This is a genomic window from Lamprobacter modestohalophilus (assembly GCF_016583905.1).
In the GTDB taxonomy this organism is placed as follows: domain Bacteria; phylum Pseudomonadota; class Gammaproteobacteria; order Chromatiales; family Chromatiaceae; genus Lamprobacter; species Lamprobacter modestohalophilus.
This window is the reverse complement of the sequence record NZ_NRRY01000010.1, coordinates 68,540-81,669: the sequence shown is the minus strand read 5'-3', so window position 1 is coordinate 81,669 and position 13,130 is coordinate 68,540. Positions and strand designations below refer to the sequence as shown.

Genomic DNA, 13,130 nt, shown 5'->3' with positions numbered 1-13,130 from the left:
GAAACGGGAATCCGCTATAAGGCATTGATTCTTCGTTCACGATCACTCTCAGAAAAAGGTCTAGGGTTCCGGTAGAGCCTCGTAATCCGCTGATTTGAAAGCTGCCATGGGTTATTGAGAAGTTACGGTGACTAAAGCCGACTCGTCGAAATCACTGATAAAATTCTGAAGTCTCATGAAATTTACTGTTGTCTTTCCTTCGCATGAGTCGTCTGACTTATCCATTGGTGCAGTCTTTAAACCATGTCTAGTGTGGGTCGAGGGGGAAAGAGAAATACTTAATCCCCACCCCAGCAATCCTCACTACCTTGCTGGAGATTTGCAAAACCTTTTTAAGAATACCGGGATAGGAAAAAGAATTGCAGGCTACATCAACCAAGTCACCGTAATTGTTCATTCAACTGGGCATGGAACGTACGAATACCTGGCGCTTTTAATGAAGGATCTTAGAGCTGAAGGCTTTCACGTTCAAATAGTTTATCAATAATGTGAATCCGTGAAGTGTTGCTATACAGTGTATAGGAAGATTTGGAAAAGCAGTGGCTTCGGAAATAGATTCAAGCTTTTGATCCTTCCGTTTTGCAGGCGGGCTTGGGCCGGCTCGAGTCCCTCTCGCTTATGGCGCAGCAGTCCGGCGGACTCCAGCTGCGACAGCGCCTTGAGCTAGCCGCCACTGTTCGGGGCGCGGAGTCCGGCCATGAAGGCCTGTTCATCGGCTAGCTCGACTAGGTGCTGCGAGCTGGACCCCTGTCTGCCGTCCAGTTCAGCTACTCGTCCTATCGCTCCGCAGCATCAAGCCGTCTTCGTGTTCCAAGCCTCAAACCGCCTCCCATCAAAGTGAAAGGCGACGAAATCTCCACGCCCCTGATCACGATCCCAGAACAGCCCCAACACCAGACTCAGCGGCTCGCGGAAATAGGTGCTGCCACTCTCGGTCTCCCCATCCGTGATCGGCTGATCGAGCACCTCAAGCACCACCGCTGGCGCCCCATAGGCCGGTACCCGCCGGTTCTTCAGCCCCGGCTTCCAGCACACCAGATCGCCTGGCTTGAAGGCCTGAGGCTGGTTGAGCAGGGCATAGCGCTCCAGCAGCACCGAGCCCAGATCCCCCTCGAGATCTCCCAACAGATCATCCAGCGACTCATTCAGAAGCAGACTGTTTGGCGTCTCCTCATTCAGGCCAATGCGGTTCAGCAGTTCGCGGGAGGAGAGGGGACGTTCGTTGCGGGACATGGGCGAGACCTCGGTGTGGTTGAAGGGCGCCATTGAACCGCATCGATGCGACAGCAGGTGTCCGACAACCTCGGCTATACTCGGCCCATGAGCGCCGCCTACCACGATCGCATCCAACGCCTGCGCCGGCTCGAGGCCGTGTTGCCGAAGCAGGGGACCAAGCCCGCCGACTGTCTCGACGGCGCCCGCCTACTCGACATCCTCGACCAAGCCTATGGCAAGGGCAGTCCCGCCAGCCGCCGCCGCGCGCTGCAACGTGACCTCGAGGTGCTGGTCCAGGATCAGCGCATCGAGATCGTCAACCCAGGTGGCAAGCCGCTGCGCTACCGGCGCATCGGCAATACCCTCGACGATGACGCCCTGATCTGGGACTTCACCCTGCGCCAGGTGCGCGACCTGATTGCCGAGGCCGTGCCCAAACGCCAGCTCGACCGGCTCTGGGAACGCCTGCTCTACGAGCGCGACCGCCCGCTGTTGACCGACCAGCAATTGCGCGTGGTGCCGGATAGCCTGCGCCTGCGCCCGGTTGAACTCTACCCGGAGGTGCTGCACAGCATCATCACCGCACTCGCCCAGCGTTGCTGCCTGGACGTGGTCTACGAAAACGCCAACGGTGAGCGCAGTACCCCGATCCTGCATCCGCAAGCCCTGGTACAGCGCGGTCCCATTCCCTACCTATTCGCACTCAAGAACGACGAGGACACTGTGCGCCTGTATGCGGTGCAGCGCTTCATCCGCGCCAAGCCGAAAGCGCAGATGCCCGCGCGCGCCGCCGACAACTTCGATCTGGATCGAGCCTTAGCCGAAGGCAAAGTCGACTTCGGTCGTGGCCAACAGATCACCTTAGTGATCCGCGTGCGCGGCTACCTTGCGGATCTGCTGCTGGATTGTCCACTCACCGATCAACAAATCTGCGAAGACGAGCCGGAGGACTCGGATTTTGCTCTGCGCATCCAGGCCAGCCTGCCGCAGACCGGGCAACTGCTGCGCTGGCTGCTCGGCGCCGGCGATAAGCTCGAAGTGCTGGAGCCGGAGGGACTGCGTCATACTGTGGCCGAGCAGTCGCGCAAGATGGCGGCTATCTATCCGCCGGTGCCTGAGCCGTTGCCAGAATTGGCTCAGGCACCGGTGGTCACCGTCTCCACCACTGCCGCTGACGATGCATGAGGCCAGTCACCGCTCGGCAAGCACGGGCTGCTGAACCCATCAGGGATTCAAACGGCCTCCAAGCGACAAGGCCTGTCTGATCAATCGGGTCTGATAGCGGCCACGGCTATCGAGGCCGCTATCAGACCCGTCGTTACAAGGAGTCCACCCATGCCCAACTATCTCTACCCCGAAGCTGCACGCGCCTGGGCGCGCCGCGAATTGGCCGGCCTACGGCTCACAGAGGACCTCCGCGAGGCGCTGGAGATCCAGCTCGCCAGCTGGGCGAGCCAGCGCGAGGACAACGCGCAGATCATTCAGGCACTCACTGAAGGCGCACCCGACTGGGCGGTCAAACGGCACGCCCAAGGGCAGGCACTGCATCATTTCGTTCCCTCGGACGCGACCCGACAGACCCTGCACCAAGTGCTTGGACTGGTCACCGAGGCCGGTGCAGTCGTCGCCTTCAGCGAGCACGAGGCACTCGTGCGCCGCGCCCGCAAGCTCCGCAAGAGCCTCACCCGCCGCCAGATCGGGGTGCCGGAGTTGCTCGAGCAACGCCAACGCTGGGTCGCAGATCCGGCCCGGCTTCAAGCACTGCAGGCGCTCGGCGAGCTCGATCGCGGCGACCTGCCCAACACCCTGCATGGTCAATGGCGCGAGTGCGAGACCCTGGAACAGGTCCACTGGGTCGGCCGGCAGCTCGACAACTGCCTTGCCGATGGCGACTACGACGACGACTTCGAGGACCGCGCCAACAGCGGTCTGCAGCTGTACTATCTGCACGACGATCTCGAGCCTACCGGCCAGGCCGTGGCCGCAGCCTCCTTCTACTTCGGCGAACTCGATGACTTCGAGGCCGAAGGCTCAAACCGCTCCGCGCGCCAGGAGGCCGCCAAACAGTACAAGGAGGATCTGCTCGATCTGCTCAACGACCGCGGGTTCGAGGTCAGTCCGCTCAATCGCCGCTCCGATACCCATCTCGGCGACCGCGCCGAGCTGATCGAGCGGGTCGGCATCTGCGGCAGGATCGACCTGGACGAGTACGAGTTCGCCGAGGTCGACGGCTTTCGGTTCTGGTATGAGTGGGCGTCCGACGTGCTCATCGTGCGCCCCTTGGGGCGCGCCTGCGTCATTCAGATCGATATCGATTTTGAGGCTGATCGCGGCTTCGTCATGGCCGACGATGAGGCGGACTGTGATTGGCCCGCCGGTGTCTTCGGGCTGGTGTCGCTGCGCCGCCAAATCGATCCCGCCCTGCTCGATGGGCCGGGTTTCGATCGCTTCTGCCGCGCGCTCAGCCGTGCGGTCAAGTCCGGCGCACTCGATCTGTCCCTGACGTGTTTTCACGAGTTTGCCGATGATGGCTTCTACTGGCGCGATGGGCTAGACAGCGCGATCACCACCCGCATGGGGCGCTTGCTCGTCCACGAGGAACGAGCCTGGTGGCTACCAGCCCCGGGCCGACTCGCCTATGTCTGGTACGACACCGAGGCCGACGACCGCCCCATCGATCCAACCTTGCGTGAGCGCATGCTCAAGCGCGTTGCGAAAACCTATGAACGCCCGGCCTTCTTCTGGAGCGCACTGGCCGATCTGGGGCTGGCGTACCCGGATCTGCATCACGACGTGGTTGGCGCGCCGTTACTCGAACCAACCGTTGCCCAAGGCCAGCGCGTCGCAGCCGATGCCGGTTGGCGAACGCGAGGCCGCTCCGAGGATGGCCTCTATACCTATCAATCGCGCTTGGTCGACGACTATCAGGACGTGGTCAAGCCCAGCGAGCAGTGGCTCTGCCGGCATCGCGATCATGGCCCGGTCGCCGGCCTACTCGTGCGTCACGAAGGACCCCGGAAACGCTGGTTCCATCTCCAGGCGCCTGGTCAGGACCCGCGAGGACTCTATCTGCTCAAAGCCGCCCTTGCATCCGCTGGGCTGATCAACCGCTTCTCGGAGTTCACCCCCGATCACCACCTTGTCCTGTTCGATCAGCATCAGGAAGACCTCCTCCTGACCAAGCGAGGCCATCCTGTCGCCTCCAAGGAGTCCATCGGCACGACCGGATATCGGCTCGGCGGCAGCCAGCGCCGACTCCTCATCTTCGACGCCCACGAGCGCCTGGTGCTGATCCTGCGTCTGGCCAAGGACGAGCAGCTGCGCGATGCCGGTCTGATCGGCGATCCAGAGGCACTGCGGACCGATTTGCCCGGACTGCTGGCGGCGCTCGGCGTCACACCGAATGACAGGCTCGCGTGGATCGCTGACAGGCTGGGTTATCGCGTCATCGCCGGTGCCCTGCAACCGGTGCAGCCAGCGCCAACCCTAGATGATCCGCGCGTCAGCTTGAGCGTCACTGAGGACCAGGTCGAGATCCTCTTTGAGCCGGAGGATCGTGACCTCCTCGCGGATGCGCAGTGCGAGCAGGATGCGCTCGGGAACAACCTGGATGACTTGCAAATCAGCTTGCCGCCGGTGCGCATGACGCTGTTCAAAACCGGTGCTCTAACCCTGGATGGCGCAATCCAACCCGACGCCGATGATCCAGACTATGGTGTCCTGCAGGAGGCCGTTCGCCAGGCAGCCAGTTACCTCAGCGTCTCACTGGAACCGGAGATCGAGCGCCTGTTCGGCCTGCAACGCCAGCCCAATGGCCAGTACCGCCGCGTCACCACGACGCCACCCCCGATCGACTGGACCTTCGTCGGCGATGGCCAGCAGGCGCGCTGGATGCTCGATGATGACATCGCCGCACCTGCGGTCTGGTACAACGAAGGGATCATAAGTTGCGCGGCCGAGGACTGCGAGCGGCTCATCGCGGCCTGCGACAGCGTCCGGAAGTTCCTCGCCTGGCGGGATGCGCCGGCGGCTGCGAGCAGCCAAGACAGCCGCATCTGATTCGCCATTGCGGCCATGAGACTGCAGCTGCGGTGCTTGGGCGTTGCTCAACGCACCGCACGCGCGATCACCAGCGGACATCGATCAGCCGTCAGCGACCTACCCTTGGAGCACCATGAGCCAGTTGACCTTTCTTCCCTGTACGGATTCACCCGCGCACGCCAGGCAGTGTCGCGACGCCCTCAACCTTCCGCGTGAGCAGACCGCCGCACTTGGACACAGCGCGCTTGAGGCCATCGAGCAGGGGCATTACCGCACGGCTGCCGGCGAGCAAGTGGACTGGGCAGCGGCCGTCGCCGCCGCAGTGGCCGCTAAGCGCAGCTTACCACCGGATGACGCATTGCCAGCCCCGAGTCTATCGCGTTTCGATAGGACCCGCGTGCAGGTCATCAACGAGACCACGCTGATGGCCGCCCGTCGCTTGGTCGATGCCGGCGAACGGGTGCTGGCCCTGAACTTTGCCAACGGCATTCACCCCGGCGGCGGCTTCCTCAATGGCGCCCGCGCGCAAGAGGAGGTGCTCTGCCGCTCCAGCGCCCTGTTCGCGACCTTACGTGGCGATCCGATGTACGCCGCCCATGCCCAGCGGCCACAGCCGGATTCCAGCGACTGGGCGATCCTCTCGCCAACGGTACCTGTGTTCCGCACTGATAAGGGCACGTCGTTGGACGCGCCTTGGACGGTCGACGTTCTGACCGGTGCCGCGCCCTACGCACCGGCGATCGGTCAACCCGCAGCCGGTGATCTGTTGCAACAGCGCATTGAGCGCGTGCTCGAGATCGCCCGTGCCTTCGACTACAGCGCCCTGGTGCTTGGCGCCTGGGGTTGTGGCGCCTTCGGCAATGATCCCACCCGCACCGCCCGCGATTTCAAGCAGGCGCTCGAACGCCATGCTGGCGCCTTTTCTGAGGTGGTGTTTGCGATCGTCGACTGGTCAGCAGAACGGCGCTTCCTGGCACCGTTCTGCGCTGGGTTGGCTCAAGACGATCCGGCCTGAGGCAAGGGTCAACAGGCCGCAAAGCGTGCCTGTCCATCGCACGCTTTGGCGGCTAGTCTGCGCGTCTTGCGCATGGCCTCAGCTCCCGTTAGCAGGCACGCTTGGCGGCGATGAAGCCATCACCGGTCGTGGCGAGCCGGCGAATCTGCGCGCGCAGGTGTTTGATGATCCGATGTTCGGAGGGTGAGAACGGGATCGGGATGAAGTCCTGAGTTCTTTGGCTGCGCAGCCGCCAGTGCTTGCTGCCAGGCTCCGTCGTCAGCCAGGGGTATTGTTTCATCGCGCCGCGAACAAGCGTGCGAACATCGGTGTTGCTTGAAACCATGGCGAGTCCCTCTCTTGTGTGACGCGATGCCGAATCGACGTCAGATCGCCGTTCGGCAGTGCGAGAAGCCTGCAGTACACCAAAGGAACACGACAGGCTTTGTCTGACAGGGGCTAGGCCGCCTCGACCTGCCCCGTCGCCTTCAACCGACACTCCACCACTAATCGTCGGAGGAACTGCTCTGGCCCGAGATCCTCACCCAGCAACGCCCGCTGGCGGCAGACCGTCGCCACATCCCCGGCGGTCAGCTGCTCCAACGCATCCAGATGCCGCGCGATTAGGGCCGGCACCTCGGTCTCAGTATCCCCGAACACCTCGCGCGCGAACAACGCCCGCCGCTGCTGGCGATTGAGCGGCCGAAACTGCAGCTTGATCTCGAAGCGTCGCAGCGCCGCCTGATCCAGACTCCGCATCCGATTGGTCGCGGCGATGAAGATGCCCGGATAGCGCTCCATCTGCTGCAGCAATTCGTTGACCTGGGTCCGCTCCCAACTATGGCGCGCCTGGCTGCGATCGGTGAGGAAGCTATCGACCTCATCGAGCAGCAGCACGCTGTGCAGCGGATCAGCGTCCTGGAACAACCGTGCCAGGTTCTGCTCGGTCTCGCCGACATAGGCCGACACCAGCTCGGAGGCCTGCCGCACGATCAACTCGCGATCTAGCGCCTCGGCGAGCACCTCGGCGAACTGGGTCTTGCCGGTCCCAGGTGGACCATAGAAGCAGAGGTTGCCTTGACCGCGTCGTTCGAGCGCCTGCAACAGCTGCGCGGGGCTCAGCTCGCCCTCCAGGTTCAGGAACGCGGGATCGAAGCGGGTCGCCGGCGTGCGCCGACGGGCGACCGGCGCGCCCTGCAAGAGCCTGCGCTGTGCCGAGATCCCGGCGCGGGTGACCGCATCCGGGTCGGCAGCGGTGCGCAGCGTCACCAAGCGTCGCGCCGCCCCGAATTGCGCAGGGGTCAGTGCCGCATCGGCCGCGAGATCATCCAACAGCTGCGGCGACACGCCGAGGTGGCCCAACTGCCGTTCGGCCATCTGCCGACGCACCGAGCGCGGCGGCGAGCGAAACCCCAGCGGCAACAAGAACCGACGCAGAAAGGCCGGGTCCATCGCTTCGGCATCATTGGTGATCCAGATCGCCGGCACCGCATTCTCCTCCAGGATGCGGTTCATCCAACCCTTCTGCTGGCCGGTCCGCTGCCCGCGCAACAGGGCAAGCAGATTGTCGCTGGACTCGAACGCATCCTCGACCTCATCGAACAGCAACACCGCATCGGTCCGGCGTTCGAGCAGACGTTGGCCCAGCAGATAGGCCGAGAGCCGTCCGCGGCGATTGAGCCCATCGCCGTCCTCGTCGCTGCTACGCACCTGATAGAGCGCCAGTCCTTGATCCGCGGCCAGTGCCCGGGCGAACTCGGTCTTGCCGGTCCCGGGCGGGCCGTAGAGCAGCGCGTTGACCCCCTCGCTTCGGCTCGACAAGGCTTGCGCCAGGGTCTCTGCGATCGCACCACTCTCGCTCGCCAGGTGCGGGAAATCCGCCAGCGTCCAGTCGGCGGCCGGCGCCGGCTCGATCAGCAGCGCGAGCAACGCCTCGCGGCTGGTCGGCGCTGCATCCAGCACCGACTTCAGCAGGTCACTCGCGCTGAGGAAATCTTCCAGATCGGCCTCTGGCTCATAATCCAGCAATCCCAGCCGACGCAAGGGCGCGTTGGTCTTGAGGACCTCGGCCAGTGTCGGCTCGGGGATCGCGAGCAACCGGCTCAGTCGCGAGCGGTTGATCGGGCTGGTCGCGCGTGCGGAGCAGCGCAGCAGCGTTCGCAGCGGCTCGGAGCGCGCATGGTGATCGAGATAATCGAGCAGTTGCGCCTCGATTGCATCCAAGCTCAACACCTCGGCGAGGAGCTGCACGGTCGGGCTGACCGGAGTCGTGCCGTCGGCGCTTCGCAGACGGGCCTGGAGGGCGGTGGTGCGCTTCGCGAACAGGCTGCGCAGGAGTCGGTGACCATCCGTCTCGTCGAGCTCGAGGCTGTCGGCGGCGAGGGCATCGGCGGTGAAGGCCGCGAGCGTCTCGGGCTCGAGGTCGTCTTCATGCACGGCGGCCCAGTTGGCCAACGCGGTTGGCTCGAGCAGCGGCAGTAGCAGGCTCAGCAGGGCGGCGCTCTCGACACGGCGTGAGAATCCACTGCGATCCGCACCGAGCAGGGCGCGCAGTTCGACAGCCAGGCGCGCCAGTCGTCGTGGTGCGGCGGGGATGTCAGTGAAATCGGTGCGCCAGAAGGTCAGGCGGCCAGCGCCTTGTGCCGGCGACTGTGGGCGCGCGGAGGCGGTTGATGTGGATGGGCGTTGGACTCGGGTGCGGCTCGGCATGGTTCGTCTCCGTGGTGTGTTTCGGCGATTGAACCAAAGCCGTGCGACAAGAGGTGTCTGACAAGCTGCGGTAGACTCTGATCCGTGAACCGGCTGGGTGATGACTTCAGGCGTCGAGTTCTCTGAGACGACGACAACGCCCATCAACGTCGCCGCCGAGCACGGCGAGCGCCTGCTTGAGGCAAACGTGCATATTCCGTGCGTTCGTTGCCCTTCTATCGATTCGATCAGGTTTCAGCGTATGACCATCAACCTCAATCGCCGCAGATTGCTGCAAGCCTGTGGGCTTGGCGTCGCTGCTCCGTTCTTGCAGCCGCAGACGCTGTCGGCAATCGGGCTCGCAGCAGATGCGTCACCCGTACCGCTGCAGCCAGTGCTGCCACCGTCTCCAGTGGCCCCGCGGCTGTTCCGGCTCAACCCAAGCCGGCATTACCAGCTCCACGATGATCTGCACGCGAGCTGTCTCGCCTTCGGACCCCGCAGCCAGCGTGTCGTCGATCTGCTCGTCGATGCGCCCGTGTTCGGCGACACGGGTCCTGTGGCAGCGCAGGCTTTAGAAGCCGAGGGGTTCGATGGTTGGGACTGGCTGGCCCTGATCATCGATGCCGCTGATCCGCAGGCGCTCGCCGATGCCAACGCGGTAGCAGTCCGGCTGGAGCGACAGGACATCTACTTGCGTTTCGCGCTGGTGCTGGAAGACGACACCCCGCCGGAGTCGGCAGCTCTGGTAACGTTGAATCAAGCGCTCGACGGGGTCGTGCTCTTCGGCCCGGCAGCCGATGGGCCAGTCCAGCGCACCGCGCCTGAGGCCACCGCCATGGCCCTGCTCGAGCATTTCCTCATCCCCTGCGGCCTGATCGGCATCGATATCTCCGATGTGCGCTACATGCTGCGCCAGGGACTCGGGATGCATCGTGCCGTTGGCGCTAATTGTCTATCCGCCACCGAAGTGGCGTTTTCCTCTCCGTTCGGTCTGGTCGAGACGCTGAATGCGCTCGCAACCGATGAGCCGCTCGAGCAGGCCCAGGTGGCCATGGTTTGGCTGGCCGGGTGGATGGATGTTCAGATCGAGGAGTTTGATGCGGTCAGTAACGCGCTCGTAGACCTCATGATGTTGGATGCGAACACCATGGTTGGCATGGGTGTCAGTCCGCAGATGGCGGAAGGTCAAAGGAACCTGGTGTTGCTGTATGGGTAGACGCCTGCCTCGAAGGTGCTCTGTTTTTTGAAGCCCTCTCTGCGAGAGTGACTGCGTTCTGGCTCAATGTCGTTGCTCCTTTCCTGCTGCTCTATCCTCGAGCCATCGCCAATAGGCTGCCCGACACGCCCCTTGCTAGCTGCTCCCTGCAGCTGCAAGGGGCGCCCCAGGCTATGCCCTTCCACCCTCGACCGAAATCGCCGATCAACACCCGCCTCGCAGGCCTCGCATCGCACAACCTATCGACACCGCACGCCAAATTGCCGCCCCTCAACCTTCCCGCATCCACCCCAACCCGCTAGAGTAGCCAACCCGATTCAGCCCCAACCCCACCCGAGCAACCTCCCCCGATGACTGACCATGCCTTCTCAGAAGCCGAGCGCGCGGCGGTCTACAAGGCCATCCTCAGTCGTCGTGATGTGCGTCGTGAGTTCCTGCCCGATCCCATCCCAGAGGACGTGCTGACCCGCATTCTCAGCGCTGCGCACCATGCGCCGAGCGTTGGCTTCATGCAGCCCTGGGATTTCATCCTGGTGCGCGATCTCGGTATCCGGCAGCAGATCAAGGCCGCGTTCGAGCAGGCGCATGCGGAAGCCGCCGCGCAGTTCGAGGGTGAGCAGCGCGAGACTTACCGCAGTCTGAAGCTCGAGGGCATTCTTGAGGCACCGCTCGGGATCTGCGTCACCTGTGATCGCGCGCGCCATGGTCCGGTGGTGATCGGTCGCAGCCAGAATCCGGAGATGGACCTCTACAGCAGCGTCTGCGCGGTGCAAAACCTGTGGCTAGCTGCCCGTGCTGAGGGCTTGGGCGTTGGCTGGGTCAGCATCATCGATCATGCCGCCTTGGCCGCTATTCTCGGCCTGCCTGAGAGGGTGCAGCCGGTGGCCTATCTCTGCGTTGGCGCTGTCGCCTTCTTCCGTGAGCGCCCGGAACTCGAGGACGCGGGCTGGCTGGAACGCACGGACCTCAAGTCACTGATTCATCACGATCGTTGGGGGGAGCGCGATTGAGACGTTCTGCGATGAATACTCTAAGCCGTGTGACTCATCCTCTCACCACTCGATTACGCCCGCCGCGCTTGGCCGCGTAAAGCAGTCCGTCAGCGCGGTTGATGGCGCACTCTAACGCCTCGTCGCCGTGCATCTCGGTGACACCCACGCTGACGGTGACTCGAATCTCGGCGTCTGGCTGATCAATAGGGATGCGTAGCGCGCTCACGGCCGCGTGAATACGCGTTGCCACGGCTTCCAACGTACTGCTGGCCTCTAGGGCCTCGTCCCTCGCAACCGGATGCTGCAAGAGCAAGAGGAACTCCTCGCCACCGTAGCGACAGACCAAGTCACCGTCGCGCACAGTGGCGCGCAACGTCTGAGCAATCGCCCTGATGACCTGATCCCCAATAACATGCCCATAGTGATCATTGATGCGCTTGAAGTGATCGATATCGATCATCGCAACGCTGAGTCCCTGTGCCTGTTGTTGGACCCGGTGGCGCGTCTCCTCGGCGATCGCGTAGAACGTCGTACGATTGAGCAGACCAGTCAGACTATCGGTCTCGGCGCGTACTTTGAGCGCTGAGTTCAGGTCGCGAATCGATTGCGTCGCGGCCTCGACACGCCGCTGGAGATGGCGGGTGCCGTTTCGAATCGCAAAGTACAGGACGATCTCCAAGGCGAGAAAGGCGACGATGGCATAGATCACGCTGGTGGCCAGGCGGCGCTGGTAAGCATCCATCTCTCCGGTGACATCGTCACAGACGGCGACAAAGCCGGGCGTGCCACCCTGACTGCGTGTGCGGCTTAGATAATCTTCAAGCGGCCAGGTGGCGACGACGATCCAACGATCATCCGCACGCTGGAAATGGGCGATCTGCAGCTGGTCTTGTGATCGACCCTCAAACAGGTTTGATGGCACCTCATTGATCACCCGAGCGATGCACTTACTGGTGGTGGCCTCGACCACCAGATCATCGCGTTCGAGTGTCACGAGATCCTTGCGAAACTGATCCCACATCGCGCGATCGACCCGATCGGCCTTCAGCAGCACCGCGAAATCACTTCCCGTATGGTATTCAAGTATCTCCAGCAATGGCTGGTAGGAGGTGCCAACCTCCAAGGCGCCGATTGCTGCGCCCCGGTGTTTGCCAATGGTCGGGAAGATCGGTACCACACCGCGCAAACCGGAGTAGATACGGCCCAGCTCGAATCCGGAGCGGCGCTGCCCGTCTGCGGTGGCATCAACGATGATGTGACGCAGGTTGTCCATCCGGTCACCATAATGATCCGGCTGATGCACCCGCAGAAACGACAAGGAGGCCGGTCCGATGTGGAAATGCAGTTGGCGCAGCTTGAAATCGCGACGTGCGACGGTCCAGGCTGGCTGTAGGCGCTTGAGCAGCGCCGTGCGAAAGATCGCAGCCTCTTCCCCACCGGGACCACCGCCCTCGCTAATCACCGCGTCGCGACCCTCGATAAACAATGCATGCAGTTGCGGGTCCCTTGAGAAGATCTCGGCGAGGACCTGCATGGTATCGAGCGTCTGATCGCGCAAAATAGAGTAGGTCGCGCGTCGATCGTCCCCCCAAGAGTCGAAGTGCTGCTGCAGCGCCTCGCGCGCGAAAAAAGCATTGAGGACGACGAACAGGCTATCGATGATGATAATAAAGACCGAAACAGCCAGAAAGATTCGCGTACTTGTTGACACCCTATTTGACACACTCAACTGTCCATTTTGTTCTTAAAAGTCTCCCTTCTCAGCGAGGGCGATTTTGGATGGCGGGGCAGTAAATCACATCGTCCTTTCCACCGTCTATGAGCCTATTTCCACCGGCCTGCATACCTGTGCTCAGCTGCTAACAAATCCGCTGCATCCGCGCCCAGACCCGCAGCCTGGGCCAAATAACTAGGCCATATCTGCGCCTGAAGCAGCCTATCATGACAGGCATGTTAGGCTTTTCAAGCTTCACAATCCCCT

10 protein-coding genes are annotated in these 13,130 nt (G+C 62.8%); 6 read left to right on the top strand and 4 right to left on the bottom strand.

Going from position 1 to position 13,130, the window contains the following annotated elements:
• Positions 1-175 precede the first annotated feature (175 nt).
• On the top strand, positions 176-487 hold the full coding sequence (locus CKO42_RS08475; protein WP_200242067.1) for a hypothetical protein: 312 nt from the start codon (positions 176-178) through the stop codon (positions 485-487).
• Between the two features lie 305 nt (positions 488-792).
• On the opposite strand, the gene CKO42_RS08470 is transcribed toward CKO42_RS08475, so the two are convergent.
• Positions 793-1,233 carry a hypothetical protein gene (locus CKO42_RS08470; protein WP_200242064.1) on the bottom strand — a complete coding sequence of 147 codons (441 nt, stop codon included), beginning with the start codon at positions 1,231-1,233 and terminating at the stop codon, positions 793-795.
• Between the two features lie 57 nt (positions 1,234-1,290).
• Between CKO42_RS08470 and CKO42_RS08465 the strand changes: the two genes are divergently transcribed.
• From CKO42_RS08465 to CKO42_RS08455, 3 genes are all read left to right on the top strand, one after another.
• The gene (locus CKO42_RS08465) at positions 1,291-2,400 is read left to right on the top strand and encodes a helix-turn-helix transcriptional regulator (protein WP_338034879.1); all 1,110 of its coding nucleotides are present in this window, start codon (positions 1,291-1,293) and stop codon (positions 2,398-2,400) included.
• Between the two features lie 150 nt (positions 2,401-2,550).
• Entirely contained in the window at positions 2,551-5,274 is a 2,724-nt protein-coding gene (locus tag CKO42_RS08460) for a hypothetical protein (protein WP_200242061.1), read from the top strand.
• 115 nt (positions 5,275-5,389) lie between these two features.
• A complete protein-coding gene (locus tag CKO42_RS08455; protein ID WP_200242058.1) occupies positions 5,390-6,271 on the top strand; it encodes a TIGR02452 family protein in 882 nt (293 codons plus the stop codon).
• An 88-nt stretch (positions 6,272-6,359) separates the two neighbouring features.
• On the opposite strand, the gene CKO42_RS08450 is transcribed toward CKO42_RS08455, so the two are convergent.
• Together CKO42_RS08450 and CKO42_RS08445 are read right to left on the bottom strand one after the other, a co-directional pair.
• Positions 6,360-6,596, bottom strand: a complete 237-nt coding sequence (locus CKO42_RS08450) for a hypothetical protein (RefSeq protein ID WP_200242055.1) — start codon at positions 6,594-6,596, stop codon at positions 6,360-6,362.
• A 113-nt stretch (positions 6,597-6,709) separates the two neighbouring features.
• Positions 6,710-8,959, bottom strand: a complete 2,250-nt coding sequence (locus CKO42_RS08445) for an AAA family ATPase (protein WP_200242052.1) — start codon at positions 8,957-8,959, stop codon at positions 6,710-6,712.
• Between the two features lie 241 nt (positions 8,960-9,200).
• Here CKO42_RS08445 and CKO42_RS08440 point away from each other — a divergent pair, with 241 nt between their 5' ends.
• Together CKO42_RS08440 and bluB are read left to right on the top strand one after the other, a co-directional pair.
• A complete protein-coding gene (locus CKO42_RS08440) occupies positions 9,201-10,157 on the top strand; it encodes an FtsZ/tubulin family protein (RefSeq protein WP_200242048.1) in 957 nt (318 codons plus the stop codon).
• A 350-nt stretch (positions 10,158-10,507) separates the two neighbouring features.
• Positions 10,508-11,167, top strand: a complete 660-nt coding sequence (gene bluB / locus CKO42_RS08435) for a 5,6-dimethylbenzimidazole synthase (RefSeq protein WP_200242046.1) — start codon at positions 10,508-10,510, stop codon at positions 11,165-11,167.
• Between the two features lie 34 nt (positions 11,168-11,201).
• On the opposite strand, the gene CKO42_RS08430 is transcribed toward bluB, so the two are convergent.
• Positions 11,202-12,860 carry a diguanylate cyclase gene (locus tag CKO42_RS08430; protein ID WP_200242033.1) on the bottom strand — a complete coding sequence of 553 codons (1,659 nt, stop codon included), beginning with the start codon at positions 12,858-12,860 and terminating at the stop codon, positions 11,202-11,204.
• Positions 12,861-13,130 lie beyond the last annotated feature (270 nt).